Here is a 24427-nt window from a genome sequence, read left to right as displayed (position 1 = left end):
TTCAACTTTTAAACTATCTCGTTCACCAATTCAATTAATACTTCTTGTTTGTTAGTTTGTGTTTCGTTTACCAATTTACCATTTACAAAAGTGGCAAAAGTTGGTAAATTACTCACATTAGCTAATTTTCTTGATTCAGGAAAATTTTCAGCATCAACAAGAGCAAAAGTAATTGCTTCGTTTTCTGAAGCCAATTTTTTGAATTTTGGTTTCATGATACGACAATTTCCACACCATGAAGCCGAAAATTGAACAACAACTTTTTCGTCTTTTGTAATTAAATCCGCTAATGTATCTTCGTTTAATTCGATTAACATAGTTTTTATTTTTTTAAATCCAATAACAAAATCCAATGGCAATTTTAAAATATTGAAATTGCCATTTTTTTTGAAATTGTTTTATTAGTTTAGAGTTAAGTATTCAGCAGTACTTTTTCTGTCAGCGCTCATTGCTTCTTTTCCAGCTTCCCAGTTTGCAGGACAAACTTCTCCTTTTTCTTGAATGTGTGTATAAGCATCAACCATACGTAAGTACTCATTTACATTACGACCTAATGGCATATCGTTTACACTTTCGTGGAAAATTTTTCCAGTTTCATCGATAAGGTAAGTAGCTCTATAAGTTACATTAGATCCTTCAATAATGATAGAATCTGTTTCTTCACTATAACCAGTTTCTTCAATGTCAAGAATTCCTAAAATGTTAGATAAGTTTCTGTTAGTATCAGCAAGAATTGGGTATGTAACGCCTTCGATTCCACCATTGTTTTTTGGAGTGTTTAACCAAGCAAAATGCACTTCATTAGTATCGCAAGATGCACCTATAACAATTGTGTTTCTTTTTTCGAATTCTGGTAAAGCCGCTTGAAAAGCATGTAATTCAGTTGGACAAACGAATGTGAAATCTTTTGGATACCAAAACAAAAGTACTTTTTTGTTGTTTTTTGTAGCTTCTTCGAAAATGTTGATTTTTAAATTATCACCCATTTCTGAAATGGCGTCAACTGAAATACTTGGGAATTTTTTTCCTACTAATGACATATTATTTATTTTTAGTTAATTTTTTTGATGGCGCAAAAATAGCCTAAACAGAGGAATTGAATCAATAAGATTTGATTATAAATATTTATTTATAAATAAGTATTTCTTATAAAGGAGTGTTTTTGAAATTAAAGCAGCTAATTAAATTCCGCTAACAATCACGGGTAGAGTACCTTTGCAGGTGGTGTTTTCTAAAAGCTGCTCCGCTGCGGTTTCTTGAAATTCTGTAAAATCTTGATATATTTCAATGATTCCTAAAGCGTGTTTTAAATTTGGGATAACTTGAAGCACATAAGGGTTTCCAAAAACATACAAAACACATTTTTTGTTTTGGAATAAATTACCCAAAAATTGAAGTACTGAATCTTCAATATCAAAATTATTTAAAGGTTTTGCCTTTGGTACAAACAAAGAAATAATAAGAGTGTCAAATTTAGTTAATGCTTTTTCTAATTCATCCAATGCGAAATCACCTCCGGTTTCATAACAAAATTCAGGCGAAGGTAAAGCAGCATTTAAGCTTTTAAAAAATGTATTGTCTGTATTTTTATAAAAGCTAAGTTTGGCAAGATCTTCTCTATTTTTAGCGTCAAAAACAGTTATAGTATTGTTGTCATCTTTTATTTTTGTAATGCAGTTTTTAGCAATTTTTCGGTTTAAAATGGACGTGGCTTCAAAATCAAAACCACTTTCAGTAAGATTTGGCAAAGGAAGTTTCCCATCTACAATTCCTGCTTTTTGTTTGCAGTTCCACAATCGGTTAAAACTGGCTTCAATTCGTTCCTGAGTTGCATTTTTTAGAATTTCTTGAATTCCTTCGGGTACATTTTCGGCAAAACACAAAACATCATTTCCAGCATTGAAAGCTTCCCATTCCAGTTGTCCTTTTTTCTCGTATAATTTGGAGACGCTATGCATATTCAACGCATCTGAAATTATTAAACCGTCATATCCCAATTGCTTTCGCAAAAGCGTTTCAATTATTGATTTTGATAATGTTGCCGAAGTATCTTTTCCGTCATTTAAAGCGGGAACTGCCAAATGACCAATCATAATGGAATCGACATTGTTTTCTATGCCTTTTATAAAAGGAACTAATTCATTTTCTAATAATTCAGCTAATGTTTCTTCTAAAACAGGCAATCCCAAATGCGAATCGACATTGGTATTTCCGTGCCCGGGAAAATGTTTGAGACAACCTAAAATTCCAACCTCATTCATTCCTTTCAAATATTCGAGGGAAAAATCAGCTACTTTTTCTTTATTTTCACCAAAAGAGCGGTAGCCAATTACCGGATTATTCGGGTTATTATTGATATCTGCTAATGGTGCTAAATTATAATGGATTCCAACCGATTTTAAGTCCAAACCTATTTGTTTCCCAACTTCGTAAACCAAATGTTTTTCATTATTCGGTAAAGCGCCAAGGGTAATCGCGTACGGATATTGAGGTGTTTTTTCCACACGCATGGCTAATCCCCATTCAGCATCAATACTCATTAATAAAGGAGTAGTAGCACAATTTTGATACCTAACGATAAGTTCCTTCAAACGCTGAAAACTATCCTCATTTAAAACTACTTTTTTCTTAGTTTCATAATTGGTTGCAGCACTGGCTCTACTATGAAAAAAAGTCAATCCACCTATATTGTATTCTCTAATTAATCGTTCGGTTGCCAGTATGTTTTCTTCGGTATCATTGATGAAAACAGCAGGGAAGAAAAATTGCCCTATTTTTTGTTTTAATGTCATTTTGAAATGAATATGATATTAATTTTAAACATATAAGTCATATAAGTTTATTTAAGTAAGACTCTCTTAAAGTAACTTATATGACTTATATGTTTAAAAAAAAGCTAGTTTGTTTTTTCTTGTTCTGTTTTCTTTCCAAAATCGGAAGGAAAAATTAAAAATCGGGAAAGGATTAATCCCGGTATTGTGGAGCAAAATACCCAAATAAAGAAATTTCCATATCCCAAATATTCCTGAATAAATCCGCTCAACATTCCCGGAAGCATCATTCCCAAAGCCATAAATCCGGTTGCAATGGAGTAATGGGAGGTTTTTGATTCACCATCGGCAACATAAATTAAATACATCATGAAGGCAGCGAAACCAAAACCATATCCAAATTGTTCCGCAATTACAGTCGCATAAACATAGAAAATGGATTCTGGATGAAAGTGGGAAAGTAAAATGAATCCAATTATAGGCAAGTGCATGGCTAAAAACATGGGTAACATCCATTTACCAAGCCCTCCTTTGGAAATGGCAATTCCGCCAAGAATTCCTCCAATAACCAGTGCTGCGACTCCAAATGTACCATAAATAATACCTACATCTTCAGTGGCTAATCCCATGCCGCCTTTGATTTTTTCATCTATTAGAAAAGGAGTTAACATTTTTAATAATTGGGATTCTCCTAATCTGAAAAGCAATATAAAGGCTAATACAATTCCAATTTGTTTTTTTTGAAAAAAAGTTTTAAAAACAACTCCAAAACTCTGTTTGTTTTCAGTTTCAACAGTAACTTTAACTTCTTCTACTTTTGGTGTGGTGAAATAGTTATAGATGGTTAGAAAAGCCATAATTAAGGCCACAATTATCATGGTGTAGGACCAAGCTTTGCTTTTGTCTCCGTATTTCTGTTCCAGAAAACCACCTAGAATAACGATTAATCCATTGGCGGTAAGCATGGAGAGTCGGTAAAAAGTACTTCGAATTCCTAAGAAAAAAGATTGTTGTTCTTTGGCTAAAGCCAACATATAAAAGCCATCGCTCGCCACATCATTTGAAGCTGATGCAAATGCCGCCACCCAAAAAATAGCGAGACTCAGAACAAAAAAAATACTCATTGGTATGGTTAACCCTACAATCAAAAATGCAATTGCAATAACCAATTGCATTGCCAGAAACCACTTTCGTTTGGTTGCATATAAGTCTATAAATGGGCTCCATAATGGTTTAATAACCCAAGGCAAGTACAACAAACTAGTGTAAACTCCGATATCTTCATTATTAATACCCAAACTTTTGTACATAATCACCGATACAGAGATTATGATGGCATACGGAAATCCCGATGCGAAATTTAATAATGGAATCCAATACCAAGGGCTGTTGTCTTTTCTCATTTATAGCGGATTATATTCAATTCAAATTTTATAGCGTAAAGTTCACTAAAGTTGGCTCACTTTCATTACCATAAAAATCGATGAATGTAATGGCGCAGGAATTATTTTTATCTAGTTTACAAGTGGGTATGATTACTTCAACAGCATTACTTTTTTCTTGAAACGGTATTTTTTCAATGATTTGACTTGGATCATTAATATCAATTTTAGTAGTTGCATTTGATCCATATACCATAACATAGCGAATTTTGCTATTCAAAGGAGATTTTACATTGAAGCTGGAAGAAACCGCATTTTTTACGATAGTATTGACTGTTGGTACGTCAACTACTTTTCTAATGGAATTAGGAACAACATTAGGAAGCGCTGGGTATTTGTATTGATTTTCTAACAGTAGTTGCGTTACGTTTTGATTTCTGTTTAAAAATGATTTGGCACTGAAAAATGCATTTCCTTGAATGTTTTTATAACTACGGGTGATGTCAATTTGATTTGGGATTTCATTTGGATTATTCCATCTTTTATCAGAATCAGTATTTATTTTATAGGTTCCGTTTCCAATGTAGATTGCTGTATTAGTCGAGTTTTCGGACCACCAACGCAATAATTTTGAATATGAAGCTTTAGGATGGTCCATACTCCAGTACAATTGAGGAACGAGGTAATCAATCCATTTGTTTTGCATCCACGCTATTGGATCGGCAAATAAATCATCATAATTTGTTTGGCCAGCTTCCGTTTCTGAGCCTTTTGGATCCACTGATTTATTTCTCCAAACTCCAAACGGGCTGATGCCAAATTGTACCCAAGGTTTTATATTTTTAATGGAAATGGAAACATTTTTGACAAAATTATTCACATTGGAACGTCTCCAATCTTCTAAACTTAGGTTGTTGCCATATTTTACAAAAGCTGCAGTGTCATTAAAATACTCTCCTTTTACTTTGTATGGATAGAAATAATCATCAAAATGAATGGCATCAATGTCATAGTTTTTAACCACTTCATCTACAACTTTCAGCAGATGGTCTTGTACTTCTGGCAACGCCGGATTGTAATAATATTTCCCACCGTATTTAATCATCCAATCTGGATGTAGGTAAAAATCATGTTTCGGGCTTAAGATTGCCGTATTTAAGTCCATTGTGGCGCGATATGGATTTAACCAGGCGTGAAATTCAAAACCTCTGGCGTGAGTTTCGTTTATCATCCATGCCAATGTGTCGAAATAAGGTTTTGGCGCTTGCCCTTCTTTTCCTGTCAAAAACCGAGACCAAGGCGCTAATTCCGTAGGATAAAAGGCATCACCAACACTTCGAATCTGAACAATAACGGCATTATAATTTAGTTTTTTATAGGTGTCTAAAATTTCAATAAAATCAGCTTTCTGTTTGTTAACATTGTCCGTGCTGCTTTTTGGCCAGTCAATATTAACAACCGTGGCTATCCAAACCGCTCTAAATTCATTTTTAGGATTTGTTGCCATCATTTGTGCGTTCCCATTCCAAAAAGAAAGTAGGAAGAACAAAATAAATACTAAGACAAGCTTGTAATTTTTCATTAGGGTCTTATTTTATAAAGTATTCAAAAATAGTTTTTTTAGTGAAATTTACCAGATAAAACAGGTATAAAATTTGACTTATTTTACTAGCGCAATTTCTTTGCCAAAGTATTTTTAAATGAAACTTTATGTGAAAAGAGAAATTTTTTTGATTTTTTCTTATTTGATTTTTTAATTTATAATAGGCTATATATTTATATTTGTCAAATAATGCTGTATTGTCAGTTTTTATAAAATATAATGTACCAGCCATGTCAACCCCACTTCAATTAGAGCAATTATCTCAATCATTAGAAGGAACACTTTTATATGACGATCTTCATAAAACACTTTATGCTACGGATGCTTCAGCGTATAGAATTATGCCACTTGCCGTAGCGCTTCCAAAAACGGAAGAAGATATTATCAAAATTATTCGCTTTGCTGCAAAAAATAAAATTTCAATAACGCCTAGAACTGCCGGAACTTCATTGGCAGGACAGACAGTTGGTAACGGAATTATTGTTGATGTTTCGAAACATTTTACCAAGATTGTTGCTTTTGATCCCATAAAAAAAACGGTAACGGTACAACCAGGAGTGATTCGGGATGAACTGAATTTGTTCTTGAAACCGCATGGATTGTTTTTTGGGCCCAATACTTCTACCTCAAATCGATGTATGATAGGAGGAATGGTGGGGAATAATTCATCTGGAACTACATCCATACGTTATGGTGTAACTCGGGATAAAATAGTGGAATTAAAAGCCGTTTTGAGTGATGGAAGTTCCACTGTATTTAAAGAAATGACTTCGCAAGAATTCATTGAAAAAACAAAAGGGAATTCACTTGAGAATACTATCTACAAAACAATTTATGAGGAACTTTCGAATACAGAAAACCAGAAAGAAATTGTAAAGGAGTTTCCAAAACCTGAAATTCACAGACGAAATACGGGTTATGCAATAGATTTATTATTAAAATCAGAACTATTTTCAGGAACAGAAAAAACAATAAACTTAGGTAAATTACTTTGCGGAAGCGAAGGAACTTTAGCATTTACTACCGAAATAACGTTGAAAGTAGATGATTTACCGCCAACGAATAATGTCATGGTGGTAGCGCATTTTCATACCATTCAAGAAAGTTTAGAAGCCGTAGTCACAGCGATGAAACATCACTTGTACACTTGCGAAATGATGGATGACACCATATTAGATTGTACTAAAACAAACAGGGAACAAGCCAAAAATAGATTTTTCATACAAGGGGAACCAAAAGCAGTTATCATGCTTGAAGTAGCGTCACATCATAGTATGGAAGATGCCGAATCTCAAGCCAATGCTTTGATAGCAGATCTTGAACTGCATAATTTTGGGTATGCCTTGCCTAAAATTTATGGCTCTGACATTGATAAAATAAATGAGTTACGAAAAGCAGGTCTCGGACTTTTAGGAAGTATTGTTGGAGATGATAAAGCTGCCGATTCTATTGAAGATACCGCTGTCGAGTTGAGTGATTTACCCAATTATATTGCGGAGTTCTCTGCTATGATGAAGCGTCATGGTCAGAGTGCGATTTATTATGCACATGCCGGAGCCGGAGAAATTCACTTACGACCTGTTTTAAACTTAAAGACAAAAGAAGGACTGCACCAATTTAGGAACATCGCTACCGAAGTGGCTATTTTGGTTAAAAAATATAGAGGATCATTGAGCGGAGAACACGGTGACGGAATAGTTCGTGGTGAGTTTTTACCTTTTATGATTGGAGATAAGAATTATGAATTATTAAAACGAGTAAAAAAAGCGTTTGACCCAGATACCATTTTAAACGTTGGAAAAATTGTAAATGCCTTCAAAATGGATGAAAACCTTCGGGTTGAAGCGGGAAGGGTTGAACCGGATATCAAAACGATTCAGGATTTTTCTGATAGCATGGGGATTTTGCGTGCTGCAGAGAAATGCAATGGTTCCGGCGATTGCAGAAAATTGCCATCAGCTGGTGGTACGTTATGTCCAAGTTATCGTGCCACACGAAACGAAAAAGACACGACTCGTGCCAGAGCCAACGCGCTGAGAGAATATTTGACGCATTCAGAAAAAGACAATAAGTTCAATCACGAAGAATTATATAAAGTATTTGAATTGTGTGTAAGTTGTAAAGCTTGTGCCAGCGAATGTCCAAGTAATGTGGATGTAGCCGCCTTAAAATCGGAGTTTTTGTACCAATACCAAAAAGCAAATGGATTTTCTTTGCGAAATAAAATATTTGCTTTCAACTCTAAATTAAATAGTTTAGGAAGCATCACTCCTTCGATTACCAATTTCATTGTTAATTTACCTTTGGTCAAAAAGAGCATGGGAATTGCTCCAAAAAGGGAAGTTCCTTTATTGGCTCCAGCTACTTTTAGAAAATGGTACAAAAAAAATAAATCAAAAGCACCAAGTGATTCTTTTGCAAACGGAAAAGTATATCTATTTTGTGATGAGTTTACCAATTTTTATGATGTTTCAGTTGGTATAGATGCGTATGAATTATTGACAAAAATAGGATATGAGGTCATTGTAGTGGATCATGAGGAAAGTGGAAGGGCTTTTATATCCAAAGGTTTTCTGGAAGAAGCAAAAGCAATTGCCAATAAAAACGTTACTATTTTTTCGACAATTATTACTGCTGATTGTCCTTTGATAGGAATAGAACCATCGGCGATATTAACTTTTAGGGATGAATACATCCGTTTGGCAGATGATAAAGACAATGCCAAAAAATTATCCAAAAATGTATTTACTATCGAAGAGTTTTTTAAAAATGAGATTACAACTGGAAAAATTCATTCTGAACAATTTTCTGATGCGGAGAGAACAGTAAAAATTCATGGGCACTGTCATCAAAAGTCATTGAGTTCTATTGAAGCGACTTTTGCCATGTTGAATGTGCCAAAAAACAGTTCGGTTACGATTTACAATTCGGGATGTTGTGGAATGGCAGGTTCTTTTGGATATGAAAAAGAGCATTATGATATCAGTATGCAAATGGGAGAAGATACTTTGTTTCCAAAAATCAGAGCAACTGATGCCGCTATAACCATTGCTGCTGCTGGAACAAGTTGCCGTCATCAGATTTTTGATGGAACTAATAGAAAAGCGCTGCATCCAGTAACTGTTTTAAAGTCATATTTAAAATAGATTAGTACTTGTTTTGGAACATTAAATGTTTAATATTTGTAAAAAAATGAATTTAGTTTAAAAGTTTTGTTTTATATCTCTTATTTCGTAAAAATTATAGCTATTAAATATTGATTTGATATTTTTTAATGGTTAAAAAAATGAAATATGGAATGGGAGGTGAAGTTAAAAACAAAATAGTTTCCTTAAAATTTCTAATATTGAAATTGTTTTATATATTTGATTTTTTATAAAATTTACGTTATTTTCGGATTAAACCGTAAAATTTACGACAGATTAATTTTTAACGATAAAATTTGCAATATGGCATTAAATGGTTTATTCAGAAAGAAAACAGTACAAGACATTTTAAAACAGGTTGAAAAAAATAATGCTGATGGCCATAATGCACTTGGAAAGCATTTAACCGCTCGTGATTTAACTGCCTTTGGAATTGCAGCAATCGTAGGAGCCGGTATTTTTAGTACCATAGGAAAAGCAAGTGCTGATGGAGGTCCTGCAGTTATCTTTCTTTTCTTGTTTACTGCCATAGCCTGTAGTTTTGCGGCCTTTGCTTATGCTGAATTTGCTTCGATGGTCCCTGTTTCCGGAAGTGCTTATACTTATTCTTATGTAGCTTTTGGAGAAATAATCGCTTGGATTATTGGTTGGGCATTAATAATGGAATATGCAGTAGGGAATATAACCGTTGCCATATCGTGGAGTGATTATTTTACCGGATTGCTCGATAGTATGGGGGTTCATCTTCCACAATATGCCCAAATGGATTATTTATCGGCTTCCAATGGTTTTAAAGATGCAACAGCTTTAATGCAAAGTGGGAAAACATTTGAAAATCTAAGTTTAGCAACACAAGCGGCATATACAGCATGGACTACTTCACCTGTTATTGGTTCCTTTCACCTTGTGGCTGATTTACCAGCTTTATTAATTATTGTTTTAATTACGGCTTTGGTTTATCGTGGAATGAAAGAGTCTCGTAATGCCAGTAATATTATGGTTGTTGTCAAATTATGTATCGTACTTTTAGTAATTGCTGTAGGGATTTTTTATGTAGATGTTGATAATTGGCATCCGTTTGCACCTAATGGGGTTTCAGGGGTTTTAAAAGGAGTTTCTGCTGTATTCTTTGCTTATATCGGATTTGATGCAATTTCTACAACTGCCGAAGAATGTAAAGATCCACAACGTGATTTACCAAAAGGAATGATGTGGGCCATTATTATTTGTACCCTATTATATATTGCAATTGCATTAGTATTAACCGGAATGGTAAGCTACAACGAATTGAATGTAGGAGATCCATTAGCATTTGTATTTGATAAACTGCATTTAAAATGGATGTCGGGAATTATTGCAGTAAGTGCTGTAATTGCCATGGCGAGTGTTTTATTGGTATTTCAAATGGGACAACCTCGTATCTGGATGAGTATGAGTCGAGATGGATTATTACCAAAACGTTTCTCTACAGTGCATCCTAAATATAAAACACCTTCTTATGCTACAATTGTTACTGGTTTTGTAGTGGCAATACCTGCTTTATTTTTGAATTTAACAATGGTTACGGATTTATGCAGTATTGGGACGTTGTTTGCTTTTGTATTGGTTTGTGCAGGAGTTTTGGCTTTGCAAAACAGAACGGATATTCCTCGTGGAAAATTCAAAACACCTTACGTGAATTCAAAATTCATTATGCCAGTCTTAATGATTATGGGATTGGTTTTTGCTTTTGGATACAATAAAAAAAATACAATGGATTTCATTACTAATGAAACTCAAATCAATAGTTCAGCAGCGATAATTACATCATTAAATAAAGAAGAAACTCAAAAAGTATATGATTATTTAGTGCAAGTTGATGTTAAAAATGCTACAACAGGTACTCCGGATTTAGAATTTTTACTAAGTCAGTACCAACAAGACGATGCTAAATATGCTAGTGTAATTGCAGGTTTACCAGTATCAGATTCAATTAAATATGAAAGTGGTTTCGGTTTATTCAAACATAAAATTCCAATGTGGATTTTTCTGATTGTTTTGGTTGGATTATCAGTTTGGTCATTCAAAGAAAACTTATCGTTGATTCCATTGTTAGGTTTAATCTGTTGCTTGTATATGATGGCAGAGCTAAGTGTTTGGAACTGGATTTACTTTACTATTTGGTTGTTAATAGGTTTGACGATTTATTTTAGCTTCAGTCGTAACAACAGTAAATTGAACTTGAAAGAAGCATAAAATTTGAAGATTTATATAGGAAAACGTCTTGCACAATCAAGACGTTTTTTTTTGTTTAAACCAAAAAAATCCGTTCGAAATATACTTTCAAACGGATTCAACAAACTACAAAACTAAAAAAAAACTATTCCATCAAAACGGATTCTGATGTTAGTACATTCAATTCCATCATGCATTTTTTCATCATCTGGTAGGTTCTTTCAATATCATTATCTAAACCTATAGAAAACCGAATTAAACCATCAGTCAATCCCATTTCTATCTGTTCTTCCATAGGAATTTCGCTTGAAGTTGATGTTCCTGGCGCGCTAAATAAGGTTTTGTAAAATCCTAAACTCACAGCAAGGTATCCCAGGTTTTTTGCCTGCATCAATTCCATTAGTTCATTGGCTTTCGCCAAAGTTCCAACATCCAATGTCATCATTCCGCCAAAACCATATTCTGGATTAATCATACTAGTATACAATTCATGACTCGGGTGACTTTTCAAACCCGGATAAACTGTTTTTAGTCCGTCTTTTTCAAAACGTTCCGCCAGATACATCGCATTGTAACTGTGTTGTTTCATTCGAATATGTAGCGTACGCAAGTTTTTCATCACACTAGCCGAACGCAAACTATCCATTGTTGGCCCCAATAACATGCTGGCACCACTATTCACATTTTTTAAACTGTCGATAAATTCCTGTGAAGCACAGGTGACACCGCCCACCGTATCACTGCTTCCGTTGATGTATTTCGTTAAACTGTGAATCACAATATCAGCACCTAATTTTGCAGGAGAAACGGATAATGGTGAAAAAGTATTATCGACCACCAATTTCAAATTGTGTTTTTTTGCAATTTTTGCCAAACCAGCAATATCAGCCACTTCCAGTAAAGGATTGCTCACCGTCTCACAGTACAAAACTTTGGTTTCGGGAGTAATGGCAGCTTCCACAAGGTCTAATTTTGTGATGTCAACAAAAGTGGTTTTGATACCTAATCTAGGCGTGAAATTCTTTAAGAAAGCATACGTTCCACCATAAATAGTTCTGCTAGAAACGATATGATCTCCCGAACCACACAATTGCAATAGCGTAGGCGTAATCGCTCCCATTCCAGATGCTGAAACATTGGCTGTTTCAGTTCCTTCCATTGCTGCCAGTGCTTTGTCTAAGTACAAATTGCTCGGCGAGGAATGACGGGAATACAAATAACAGCCTTCCATATTGCCTTCAAAAGTATCGAACATCGTTTTTGCCGATAAAAAAGTATAGGTTGAGGAGTCAGAAATTGATGGGTTTACACCACCAAATTCACCAAAGTACTGTAAATCCTGAATGTTGTCTGCGGGATTGAAATTTTTCATAATTTATATTTAATCGTTTATTTAGGAGCTATTTCCAGCTATTCGTTTCAATCTTTTCTTTTTTAAAGAAAAAAAGAAAAGGATTTTCACTGCTATCTGGGCTAGAAATCTCGGATGCATCAAGAAATTTATTTCAAAATAAAATCATTATAGATTAATAATCAATCATGGCGTTAAATATTGGATTTTAAAACTATAAAATAGTAATAATTTAATTTAATTTTCTAAATTAGCTTCTCAAATAAGAATTTTATAGATTATTTATCCATTCCAAATTTTTTAATAAAATGACATTAGATTCAATAGATAAAAAGCTGCTTTTTTTATTACAATCTGACAGCAAGAAAACAACCAAAGAACTTTCCTTAAAACTCAATCTTTCCGTTACTGCCGTTTATGAACGTATCAAAAAAATGGAAAGGGAAGGAATTATCGATAAATACGTCGTGTTGGTCAATCGTTCAAAAGTTGAGAAGGGTTTTGTTGTTTTTTGCCATCTTAAACTGATACAGCACACCAAGGAATTTATTGCTAAATTCGAAAGTGAAGTGGTGAAGCTAAAAGAGGTGATGGAATGCCATCATGTGAGCGGCGATTACGATTATATTCTGAAAATTGTGGTAAAAGATATGGAAGCCTACCGCGAATTTTTAGTTACAAAACTCACCACATTACAACATATAGGAAGCACACACAGCACATTTATGATTAGTGAAGTAAAAAGCACGACAGTTGTTGATATTTAGTATATATGCCAATTTAAGTAGGTATTCAACGGTATGTAAATACGAATTGCTAAAAATTCATAACAAAAAACCTTGTAAATTAAACTTTAAACAAAACTTAATTCCTTAATTTTGTGCGACATTTTATAAAAACACAATAAAAAAATATACTATGAGTTCATTTGACGTAGTCATTATAGGTTCTGGACCAGGCGGATATGTATCAGCAATTCGTTGTGCACAATTAGGGTTCAAAACAGCAATTATCGAAAAATATTCCACTCTTGGTGGAACTTGCCTAAATGTAGGTTGTATTCCTTCAAAAGCATTGCTTGCTTCTTCTCATCATTACAGTGAAATTGCTCATTTTGCAGATCACGGAATTGAAGTTTCCGGAGAAGTAAAAGTGAACCTTGAAAAAATGATTGCACGCAAACAAGCCGTTGTTGATCAAACTTCGGGTGGGGTGAAATTTTTAATGGACAAAAATAAAATTACAGTTCTGGAAGGATTGGGTTCATTTGTTGATGCTACACATGTTGCTGTTGCAAAAGCAGATGGAACTTCTGAAACTATCGAAGCTAAAAATATCATTATCGCAACAGGTTCAAAACCATCTTCTTTACCATTTATCAAGATTGATAAAGAAAGAATCATCACTTCTACCGAAGCGTTGAAACTTAAAGAAGTACCAAAACATTTGGTGATTATTGGTGGTGGAGTAATTGGAATTGAATTAGGTCAAGTGTATTTACGATTGGGAGCGCAAGTTTCTGTTGTAGAATATTTAGACAGAATCATTCCAGGTATGGACGCTTCATTGTCTAAAGAATTGACTAAAGTATTGAAGAAACAAGGCATGAAATTCTACGTTTCACACAAAGTGAAATCAGTAGAAAGAAATGGTGAAGGTGTTGTTGTTCAAGCTGAAAATGCAAAAGGAGAAACGATTACTCTTGAAGGAGATTATTCATTAGTTTCTGTAGGACGTCGTCCGTATACTGATGGATTGAATGCTGATAAAGCAGGAGTAAAAATCTCAGATAGAGGAATGGTAGAAGTAAACGATCATTTACAAACTTCAGTTCCTAATATCTATGCAATTGGTGATGTTGTTCGTGGAGCAATGTTAGCGCACAAAGCAGAAGAAGAAGGAGCAATGGTTGCTGAGATTTTAGCGGGTCAAAAACCACATATTGATTATAACTTGATTCCTGGTGTTGTTTACACATGGCCAGAAGTCGCTGCTGTTGGACAAACTGAGGAGCAATTGAAAGCAGCTGGTGTTGATTTCAAATCAGGAAGTTTCCCTTTCAAAGCTTTAGGTCGTGCAAGAGCAGGTGGAGATTTAGACGGATTTGTAAAAATTCTGGCTGATGCAAAAACCGATGAAGTTTTAGGAGTTCATATGATTGGAGCCCGTTGTGCTGATTTAATTGCTGAAGCCGTTACAGCAATGGAATTTAAAGCATCTGCTGAAGATATTTCAAGAATGTCTCACGCACATCCAACATTTGCAGAAGCAATAAAAGAAGCTGCATTAGCCGCTACTGATAATAGAGCTTTACATGTGTAATTAAAAACACCTCTTTTATAAAATAAGAAACCCGCTATTAGGCGGGTTTCTTATTTTATATGGTTTAAATTATTTAGCCAAAAATAGACTTTTATAGTTTTCCCAATGAGTGAAAATTAGAAATAAATTTCCTAAAAACACAAATAAGGCTATTGGCATATTTTCTGGTGTAAGGAAAAAATTGATCAGTAAAATATTTATTGTAACCGGAAGAATGGCGATATTGGCTAAAGTTACATATCGTCCAGTAACAAATGACAATCCACTAAGTAGTTCAACAGTTTTGGCTAACGGGATTAAATAAGTTGAGGCTACTATACCAATCTGAAAAGCTTTAAAATTCCCAGTGGCAACAGGTTCTGGCATTAGATTGAAAAAATAACTGATAGAAGTAAAAAGAAATAAAAGGCCAATTAAAGTTCTGACAATGATGATAGCAATTTTCATAATATGTGGTTTTATTGGTTAACAAATTAAAATTACTGTTTAGAAATACCATTTCATTTTTATAGAAAGCCTTTTATTGACGAAGGCTAAGCCTGAAAAAGTCTAACTGTAATATTGTGCTTCCATATAAATTCAATCTTCTTCATTGACCACTTTCTTTGTATTTTATATTTATCGCTAATAAAAATTTAATCTTTTGAGGTGTATCATAACTTATTTGTAGTAAATATTTATGAAAACATCACTGTATTGCTATTTGTAAACTTTGGGTTGAATGCAAATATATATTAGGTTTTTAATTCCCATGTTTACAATTATTTTGTATCAAAATAGTTTTATATTTATTTTATGATATAAAGATAATTAATTTTTTGACACGAAAACGATTGGTTTTTAACAGTTTTAATTTTATTTATGCAAATATTTCTTATAAACAATAAAACCAATAGTTCCAATTAACAGAATTGCCCAAAGATTGAAGATAAAAATAATTATTTCTTTAAGCATATACCAACCATTTTTTAGCGCATCCAGAATTTCGATTCCTATATTGTTTTGATAGTTGCTTTTATCTTTAGTATTAGCAATTTTTTCCTGTTTTAGGGATTCAGGCTGGTAGATTTGTAGTTTTATTGTACTTAAATTTACTTGGTCTTGCAAGGATATGTTTTCGATTGTGCTGGAATCATTTTGTTCCTTTTGATTCTCTAAATCACTTTCGGCGATAGTGATGTCATTTAGTTTTTTGCCCTTAGTATCAATGGCTTTTTCCAATCGTTTTTGATGATTTGCTTTCCTGTTTTGTGTCAATTGGTTTTTTATCATTTGTATCGAAACATCATCTGCTTTTATCAGCCGATAATCTAAAAAGGCAATTTGTTTTGCAATCACTTTTATCAGGGTGTCGAGCTTGGTATTTGGTACTCGAATGGTAATGCTATTTTCTACTGAAAACTTTGTAGTTTCCAGAATGCTGTCTTGACTTATTTTGGTTTCTATTTGGTCTGAAATGGTACTTTGTAAATTAGTGTAGGTAACATATCCTCCAAATTTATTGGTTGCGTTTTCGATAGCATACGTTGATTGAGGTACATTTTTCACTTTAAATTTTAAGTCTGCTGTCCGAATAAATTTTCGATTATCCCCTTTTTTATCGATTGCTGCTGATGAAGAAATAGCATCAGTTACTTTGGTTGATGATTCGAGTGCTGCATCTTCAGCTGGAGTTTCTCCTTTTTTACAGGAAAATAGCAATGCCATGATTACTAATGACGCTACGCTTAATTTTACAATTGTTTTCATAGAGAATTGATTTTAAATATTGATTAAAAATGATTTACTTATTGCAGGTAAAGGAGTTGTTTTATTTAAAACGGATAAGTAATTTTTTATCAATAGTCGGATCAATTTATGGAGGTAAAGTCATTCTTTTTTGTAATAAAAATCGTGCCATTAATTTTTGGTTACTGCTTCTTGGGTGGAATTTTTTTATTGTAATTTTGAATCCTAAAATAAATCGTTTTTGAGAGTTTCAATTTATAAGCAAATATCCGATCCGACAGCCTTCAAACAGCAACTTTTACTTTGGTCGCAACAATTTCGTGAAGTCATTTTTATGGATAGTAATGATTATCCGCAGGGACATTCCAGTTATGATTGTCTGCTAGCAGTAGATGCTTTTACTTCCATAAAAACAGATTATCATAATGCTTTTGAAGATTTAAAACAATACCAGCAAATTACCAAAGACTGGCTTTTTGGTTATTTATCGTATGATTTAAAAAATGATGTTGAGCTATTGCAATCCAATAATTTTGATGGACTGGGTTTTCCGGATTTATTTTTCTTTCAACCTAAGAAATTATTTTTATTGAAAGGAAATGAACTCGAAATCCAATACCTCAATATGTGTGACGATGAGGCCGACGAAGACTTTGAAGATATTATAAAAATTCAAAATTCGAAAATCGAAATAGAAGAAATAGTAACAATTCAACAACGAATTTCAAAAGCCAATTATCTCGAAAAGGCATCCAAAATATTGGAACACATTCACCACGGAGATATTTACGAAGCTAATTTTTGCATGGAGTTTTTTGCAGAAAATGCAACTATTAATCCCATTGAAAAGTTTATAAAGCTGAACGAAATTTCTCTTCCACCATTCGCTGTTTTTTTCAAGAATAACAGCCATTTTTTGCTTTCAGCTTCACCGGAACGCTATTTAAAAAAAGAAGGAGAATTGATTATTTCACAGCCAATTAAAGGAACTGCGAAACGATTTTCGGATCCTGTAGAAGATGAAAAATCGCGAACTCAATTGGCTTTAGACCCAAAAGAGCGTTCGGAAAATATTATGATCACGGATTTAGTTCGCAATGATTTGTCACATACAGCACAAAAAAGTTCTGTAACGGTAACAGAATTATGTAAAATTTATTCTTTTTTGCAAGTGCACCAAATGATTTCTACGATTACTTCAAAATTAGATCATCAATATACTGCGGTCGATGCTATAAAAACCACTTTCCCGATGGGGAGTATGACCGGAGCGCCAAAAATTTCAGTAATGAAAATTATCGAAAATTTGGAAGAAACAAAACGCGGTTTGTACAGTGGGGCAGTAGGGTATTTTACGCCAAGTGGTGATTTTGATTTTAATGTGGTAATCCGAAGTATTTTGTACAATCAGGAGAGAAAATATGTTTCTTTTTCAGTGGGAAGTGCCATTACATCACAATCAATTCCTGAAAAGGAGTACGAGGAATGTTTGCTTAAAGCCAAAGCTATGCGAGAAGTTTTAAGCTAAATTAAAATGAATTAATTACTTTTGAATATGCTACAGAAATTCCAAAATCATCTTCTTCACAATTTTCAGTTTTTGAATGGAAAAAAACTGCTTCTTGCCACAAGCGGCGGTATTGACAGTATGGTTATGGTGCATTTATTTCAGCAATTAGAATATAAAATTGGTATTGCACATTGTAATTTTCAACTTCGTGGAATGGAAAGTTTCGGTGATCAGGATTTTGTTCAGGAATATGCTCTCGCAAATGATATTCAGGTATTTGTAACACAATTTGATACCAAAGCATTTGCTGAGGATTATAAGCTTTCTACTCAAGTTGCCGCTCGCGAGTTGCGTTACAACTGGTTTTATGAATTATTGGAAACGGAAAAATTCGACTATATTCTCACCGCACATCATGCTGATGACAATATAGAAACCTTTCTTATCAATCTTACACGAGGAACTGGATTAGAAGGTTTAACAGGAATTCCGGAACAAAATGAAAATGTGATTCGGCCATTTTTATTGTTTTCCCGACAAGAAATTGAAGCGTATGCTAAAGAAAATAGGATTCAATGGCGAGAAGACAGCAGTAATGTATCCGATAAATACCTTCGAAATAAAATTCGCCATCATTTAGTACCAATGTTAAAGGAATTAAACCCAAATTTCCTTTCTTCTTTTCATAAAACAGAAACGTATTTGCAAGAAGCGCAAGCTATGGTTGAGGATGCAGCTATAATTGTATATCAACAAGTAGCAAAGCAGGAGGAGGAAAACATTCACTTTGATTTGAATCAATTGATGAAATTGCCTAATTACAAATCGTATTTGTACCAATGGCTGAAAGAATTTGGATTTTCGGCATGGGATGATATTTATGATTTGGTCGAAAGTCAATCAGGTAAGCAGGTTTTTTCTCTGGAGTTTCGATTATTGAAAGACAGAGATTCCTTAATCCTAAGTCCGATAAATTTCGTAAATGAAAAGAAGGAATATTTAATTGAAGAAAATCAGGAAGAAGTTAATATTCCCTTAAATCTTTCCTTTTGTAAAGTAGCCGACATAAGTATCGTTTCAAATAAAACTATCTTTGTTGACGCCAATAAATTACAATTTCCTTTGATTTTGCGCCATTGGAGTGAAGGTGATTTTTTTCAGCCTTTTGGCATGGGAGGTAAATCTAAAAAAGTGAGTAAATTATTTAAGGATGAAAAATTATCATTGATTGATAAAGAAAATACGTGGCTTTTATGTTCCAAAGATGAAATTGTTTGGATTGTTGGAATTCGTCAGGATAACCGTTTTAGAATAGAAAACGAAACACAAAATATACTTAAAATAGAATTAGAATAATGAGAAAAATACTATTTATACTTTTTGCTTTTTTGGCTTTCACCAAAGGAAATGCACAAATTCTTGATCCTGCAAAATGGACTACTAAAATTGAAAAAAAATCAGAGAACACTTATTTGTTAACTTTTAATGCAGTTATTGAAAAAGACTGGCATTTGTATTCTCAATTTACACCAGATGGTGGGCCACTGCCTTTGGAAATTATTTTTAAAGATCAAAAAGGAAATTTTACCTTAGTTGGTAAAGCTAAAGAAAGTAAAACAACAACAGCTTTCAACGATGTTTTTGGGGTGAACGAAACTTTTTTTCATGATAAAGCTCAGATTCAACAGGAAATCAAGATAACAAACCCGAAAACCACTAAAATTGAAACCGACTTGAATTACCAAGTTTGTAAAGAAGTTTGTATCAATTTAGAGAAAAAATTTACTTTTACAATTCCATTAAATTCAAAAATTGCGAAGGAAGTTGTCCTTAAAACGGATACTGTAAAAGTTGATACAATAGTTTCAAAACCAGCAGTAAAAGAAACCGTTATTCCTGTAAAATCAGAAGTTGAAGCTGCAAAACCAGTCACTCAAATAGGGTTGTGGTCTATTTTCTTTATCGCTTTTTTATCAGGATTTGCCGCATTGCTTACTCCTTGTGTTTTCCCGATGATTCCTATGACGGTGAGTTTTTTTACGAAACAAAGTAAAACAAAAGCAAAAGGGATTAGAAATGCAATCATTTATGGGATTTCCATCATATTTATTTATGTGGTATTAGGATTTTTAGTGACATGGATTTTTGGTGCTGATGCGCTAAATGCGCTGTCTACCAATGTTTGGTTTAATATACTATTCTTTGTTTTATTGATTATTTTTGCATCTTCATTTCTTGGTGCATTCGAGATTATGTTGCCTAATTCTTGGGCTAATAAAGTAGACAATCAAGCCGATAGAGGAGGGATAATAGGAATATTATTCATGGCATTGGCTCTAGCAATAGTATCTTTTTCTTGCACAGGACCTATTGTGGGGACACTTCTGGTTGATGCTGCTTCCAAAGGAGGTATTGCACCCATCATCGGGATGTTTGGTTTTTCATTGGCTTTAGCCTTACCCTTTATGTTGTTTGCCATGTTCCCGGGTTGGTTACATTCTTTACCAAAATCAGGTGGGTGGCTCAATACAGTAAAAGTAGTTTTGGGTTTTCTGGAATTGGCTTTGGCCTTCAAATTTTTATCGAATGCTGATTTGGTTTTGCAATTGCATTTATTGGAAAGAGAAGTGTTCTTGGCTATTTGGATTGCTGTTTTTGGAGTATTAGCATTATATTTATTTGGAAAAATTACATTGCCGCACGATAGTCCTATGACCCATATTTCAGTAGGAAGGCTGTTAATGGGATTACTGGTTTTGACGTTTACCATTTATTTAATTCCGGGGCTTTGGGGAGCACCATTAAAATTAATTAATGCTTTTCCGCCACCAATGGAATACAGTGAAAGTCCAATGGGTTTCGGAGGTTCAGGAGTTAAAGCTGCTACTGCCATTTTACCCGAAGGAGCTAAAAGCGGACCACATGGACTAGTTGTTTTTGATGATTATGAAAAAGGGTTAGCTTACGCCAAAACGGTAAATAAGCCTATTATGCTTGATTTTACAGGCTATGCTTGTGTGAATTGCAGAAAAATGGAAAATAATGTTTGGTCAGATATGCGTGTTTTTTCCATTTTGAATAACGAGGTTGTTTTAATTTCGTTGTATGTAGACGATAAACGCGAATTACCTAAAAACGAACATTATATTTCTAAAACTACCGGAGCCGAAATCGAAACCATTGGTGATAAGTGGACCGATTTTATGATTTCGAAATATAAAACCAATACACAACCTTTGTATGTTTTAACAGATTTGGAAGGAAATAGTCTAAACGAGACTACGCCAACGATAAGTTATGTTGGAGTAGATGAATATGAAAGGTGGTTAAAAACCGGAATTTCCAAATTTAAAAAATAAGAATTTTTACTATTTTAAAATAATTAAAACCTGTTCAAGTAATTGAGCAGGTTTTTTTATTGCATGAAATTTTGATTAATTTAAATTAGAGTAAACAATTAAAGTGAATTTTTTTTGATTGGCTTCTTTTATTTCATCTAAATAAGTAAAATGTGTAGTTAGTAGTTTTTTTTATTCCTTTAATCGAAAATGTATTAAAAATAAGATTAATGTCTTCTTAATTATATAAATTAGTATTTAAGTTGATGAATTTTAGTTGATTATGTAAATATTTTCTGTTAAATAATATTTATTATAAAAAAGAGTTCAGCTAAAATAAATTAAAAAAATAGAAACCCAATTCTATTGATTTTGCATTTTATAGTTAGGCATATAGTATTCGTTATTTTATTATTTTAAATCAATAAATATGAAAACATTTCTACGTAAATCCACATTTTTAACTACTGTTTTTTTAATTGCAAATTTGTTTTTTGTAAATGCAGCTTTTGGACAGACTCTAACTTCTGATCAGGCTGACTATGCACCAGGTAGCACGGCAACCCTAACGGGTATGGGCTTTACACCAGGTGAAACGGTTACTTTGCAAGTTATGCATGCTGATGCGACACCCGGCACCGGTGAAGATCATGGAACTTGGTATGTAATAGCTGATGAAAATGGTAATTTTGTTACTACTTGGCATGTTTGTGAAGATGATTGTTTAGATTCAACTTTAAGAGCGACTGCGTTAGGTCAAAGTTCAGGATTGAGTGCGGAGGTTTTGTTTACGGATGCATCTTCGATTAGTGCGACATGGACTGAAGGGACTTTAACAATAGGTACAAGTTCAAATGGATTGAATAATTCAAAGAACTATCGAGTTGATTTTGTGGATCCTGATGGGGTAACTACGTCGAGTGCAACTTTCTTAGGTTCTGTTGTGAACCCTCACAGTGAAAGTAAAATATTGAATGGAGCTTACCGAATTGGTATTTGGACTATAAATTTAATGATTGAAGGTAGTGGCGTAAGTGCAGGTACTTTTAGTTTAGATAAAACAACCACCGTTTCCGTTACAGCTACCGGTAGGAAACTTTTATTTACCGTAGTACCAGCTTCGACTTGTTCTGGAACAGAAACTGGACAATGGACAGTAACACGACAAAATGGGGATGGTAAAGCTTATATTGATGGATTATTGTTAGCTGTTAATTTAACTTCTTCTTCATCTTCCGGCTCCAAGCAATTTAGAGCAACATCAGGAGGAGCTTCCACTTTAACAGTTTCTATTGGGGCATTAACGAGCACAGCAACATTTTTTTATTTTGACGGTACTGGAGGCTCGTACACAATTACTGGCTCTGCTACGAGTCACGTAAATGCAAGTACTTCTTACACAATAAATTCATTACCTTCATTTACTGCTTGTCCTTCTAATATAGTAACTAATGCAGGGAATGGGGTTTGTACAGCTGTGGTTTCATATACAGCAACGATAACAGGAACCCCATCTCCTACAGTTAGCTATGTATTTACCGGAGCAACAACTGGCAGTGGTAGTAGTGGTACTGGTAGCGGTTCAACTTTTAATAAAGGTACAACAACAGTTACTATTACTGCAACTAATACATGCGGTACAGCTACTTGTTCATTTACGGTAACGGTAAATGATTCGCAGAATCCTACAATCAGTTGTCCTGGTAATATTGTAAAAAGCAATGATGCAGGAGTATGTGGCGCAGTGGTGACCTATGCAGCACCAGTAGGTACAGATAATTGTATTGGTTCAATAACTGCACAAACGACTGGTTTAGCGAGTGGTTCAACATTTCCTATTGGGATAACTACCAATACATTTAAAGTAACCGATGCAAGCGGTAATACTTCTACCTGCTCTTTCACGGTAACTGTTAATGATACACAGAATCCTTCAATTACTTGTCCTAGTAATATTGTGAAAAGTAATGATGCAGGAGTATGTGGTGCAGTAGTAACTTATACAGCCCCAGTGGGTACAGATAATTGTACTGGTACAATAACCACACAAACGACTGGTTTAGCGAGTGGTTCAACATTCCCTATTGGAATAACTACCAATACATTTAAAGTAATTGATGCAAGTGGTAATACTTCTACCTGTTCTTTCACGGTAACTATTAATGATATTCAGAACCCTTCAATTTCATGCCCTGGTAATATTGTAAAAAGTAATGATGCAGGAGTATGTGGTGCAGTAGTAACTTATACAAAACCAGTAGGTACAGATAATTGTCCTGGTTCCGCAACAATACAAACAACGGGATTGGTAAGTGGTTCAACATTCCCTATAGGAGTAACAACCAATACATTTAAAGTAACCGATGCGAGTGGTAACATTGCTACTTGTAGCTTCACCGTTACGGTTAGCGATAATGAGAAACCAACTATCGTTGGGCTTCCGTCAAGTATTACTGTAAATAATGATGCCGGTGTTTGTGGTGCTTCCGTTTCTTGGACTACGCCAAGCGCTACCGATAATTGTGCAGGCAGCAGCATAGCCCAGACTGCAGGTCTTGCTTCAGGTGCTACCTTCCCGATAGGGGTTACAACAGTAACCTACACGGCTACCGATGCTTCTTCAAACACATTTTCCGCTTCATTTACCGTTACGGTTAGCGATAATGAGAAACCTGTTATAATTGCAGCATTGGATCAGGATGTAAACCTTGACGGATCATGTTCTGTAACGTGATTGGTGACGGACAAAAAATGCCGGCAGCAATCATTCAACCAAGTTTTGATTTCATTAAAGAATGGGCAGTTATTCATGGAATAGATGTTGGAAAAAGCAATGAAGCAATTATTTCCAACGAAAAAGTAATCGAACGAATTCAAGCCGAGATTGATACTTTAAATGAAAAATTTGGTAATTGGGAGAAAATAAAACGCTTTGAATTGACCCCAGACGTTTGGTCTATTGAAGGCGGACAATTGACCCCTACGCTAAAACTGAAACGAAAAATCGTAATGGAGAAATATATTGATTTATTCCATAAAATCTACGGTTAGCATTTCATAAA

At 34.1% G+C, this 24427-nt stretch carries 16 protein-coding genes and 1 pseudogene; 9 read left to right on the top strand and 8 right to left on the bottom strand.

Going from position 1 to position 24427, the window contains the following annotated elements; translation table 11 throughout:
- Positions 1-8: 8 nt before the first annotated feature.
- From OA85_RS01945 to OA85_RS01925, 5 genes are all read right to left on the bottom strand, one after another.
- Complete coding sequence (locus OA85_RS01945) at positions 9-317, bottom strand: co-chaperone YbbN (protein WP_039109282.1); 309 nt, start codon at positions 315-317, stop codon at positions 9-11.
- Between the two features lie 84 nt (positions 318-401).
- Positions 402-1040: a peroxiredoxin gene (locus OA85_RS01940; RefSeq protein WP_039107817.1), complete on the bottom strand. Its 639-nt coding sequence runs from the start codon at positions 1038-1040 to the stop codon at positions 402-404.
- 141 nt (positions 1041-1181) lie between these two features.
- A complete protein-coding gene (locus tag OA85_RS01935) occupies positions 1182-2792 on the bottom strand; it encodes a glycoside hydrolase family 3 protein (protein ID WP_039107815.1) in 1611 nt (536 codons plus the stop codon).
- Positions 2793-2896: 104 nt separating this feature from the next.
- The gene (locus OA85_RS01930; RefSeq protein ID WP_039107813.1) at positions 2897-4174 is read right to left on the bottom strand and encodes an MFS transporter; all 1278 of its coding nucleotides are present in this window, start codon (positions 4172-4174) and stop codon (positions 2897-2899) included.
- A gap of 28 nt (positions 4175-4202) precedes the next feature.
- Positions 4203-5735 carry a glycoside hydrolase family 10 protein gene (locus OA85_RS01925; protein ID WP_052257112.1) on the bottom strand — a complete coding sequence of 511 codons (1533 nt, stop codon included), beginning with the start codon at positions 5733-5735 and terminating at the stop codon, positions 4203-4205.
- Between the two features lie 251 nt (positions 5736-5986).
- Here OA85_RS01925 and OA85_RS01915 point away from each other — a divergent pair, with 251 nt between their 5' ends.
- Together OA85_RS01915 and OA85_RS01910 are read left to right on the top strand one after the other, a co-directional pair.
- A complete protein-coding gene (locus OA85_RS01915; RefSeq protein ID WP_039107809.1) occupies positions 5987-8902 on the top strand; it encodes an FAD-binding and (Fe-S)-binding domain-containing protein in 2916 nt (971 codons plus the stop codon).
- 303 nt (positions 8903-9205) lie between these two features.
- Entirely contained in the window at positions 9206-11137 is a 1932-nt protein-coding gene (locus tag OA85_RS01910; RefSeq protein ID WP_039109280.1) for an amino acid permease, read from the top strand.
- 124 nt (positions 11138-11261) lie between these two features.
- Here the strand turns inward: OA85_RS01910 and OA85_RS01905 are convergent, their stop codons facing one another.
- The gene (locus tag OA85_RS01905; RefSeq protein WP_039107807.1) at positions 11262-12488 is read right to left on the bottom strand and encodes an aminotransferase class I/II-fold pyridoxal phosphate-dependent enzyme; all 1227 of its coding nucleotides are present in this window, start codon (positions 12486-12488) and stop codon (positions 11262-11264) included.
- Positions 12489-12775: 287 nt separating this feature from the next.
- Here OA85_RS01905 and OA85_RS01900 point away from each other — a divergent pair, with 287 nt between their 5' ends.
- Entirely contained in the window at positions 12776-13234 is a 459-nt protein-coding gene (locus tag OA85_RS01900; RefSeq protein ID WP_039107804.1) for an Lrp/AsnC family transcriptional regulator, read from the top strand.
- A gap of 151 nt (positions 13235-13385) precedes the next feature.
- Positions 13386-14789: a dihydrolipoyl dehydrogenase gene (gene lpdA / locus OA85_RS01895; protein ID WP_039107801.1), complete on the top strand. Its 1404-nt coding sequence runs from the start codon at positions 13386-13388 to the stop codon at positions 14787-14789.
- Between the two features lie 69 nt (positions 14790-14858).
- On the opposite strand, the gene OA85_RS01890 is transcribed toward lpdA, so the two are convergent.
- Positions 14859-15236 (bottom strand): hypothetical protein, encoded by a 378-nt coding sequence (locus OA85_RS01890; protein ID WP_039107799.1) that lies wholly within the window; start codon positions 15234-15236, stop codon positions 14859-14861.
- 408 nt (positions 15237-15644) lie between these two features.
- Positions 15645-16538, bottom strand: a complete 894-nt coding sequence (locus OA85_RS01885) for a DUF4349 domain-containing protein (RefSeq protein WP_039107797.1) — start codon at positions 16536-16538, stop codon at positions 15645-15647.
- Between the two features lie 220 nt (positions 16539-16758).
- Between OA85_RS01885 and OA85_RS01875 the strand changes: the two genes are divergently transcribed.
- The 5 genes and pseudogenes from OA85_RS01875 to OA85_RS01855 all read left to right on the top strand — a co-directional run.
- Complete coding sequence (locus OA85_RS01875; protein ID WP_039107793.1) at positions 16759-18045, top strand: anthranilate synthase component I family protein; 1287 nt, start codon at positions 16759-16761, stop codon at positions 18043-18045.
- A 27-nt stretch (positions 18046-18072) separates the two neighbouring features.
- Positions 18073-19383, top strand: coding sequence for a tRNA lysidine(34) synthetase TilS (tilS, locus tag OA85_RS01870; protein WP_039107791.1), 1311 nt, complete (start codon positions 18073-18075; stop codon positions 19381-19383).
- Positions 19383-21386: a cytochrome c biogenesis protein CcdA gene (locus OA85_RS01865; RefSeq protein ID WP_039107788.1), complete on the top strand. Its 2004-nt coding sequence runs from the start codon at positions 19383-19385 to the stop codon at positions 21384-21386. The genes tilS and OA85_RS01865 overlap by 1 nt, the downstream gene beginning before the upstream one ends.
- 409 nt (positions 21387-21795) lie before the next feature.
- Positions 21796-24099 (top strand): HYR domain-containing protein, encoded by a 2304-nt coding sequence (locus tag OA85_RS01860; protein WP_039107786.1) that lies wholly within the window; start codon positions 21796-21798, stop codon positions 24097-24099.
- Positions 24096-24416: pseudogene (locus OA85_RS01855) on the top strand (long-chain fatty acid--CoA ligase); the annotation flags it as partial. The gene OA85_RS01860 and the pseudogene OA85_RS01855, both read left to right, overlap by 4 nt.
- Between the last annotated feature and the right edge of the window lie 11 nt (positions 24417-24427).

It is taken from the genome of Flavobacterium sp. AED (genome assembly GCF_000812945.1).
GTDB lineage: Bacteria > Bacteroidota > Bacteroidia > Flavobacteriales > Flavobacteriaceae > Flavobacterium.
The sequence above is the reverse complement of the archived record's forward strand: the minus strand, read 5'-3'. Positions and strand labels throughout refer to the sequence as shown.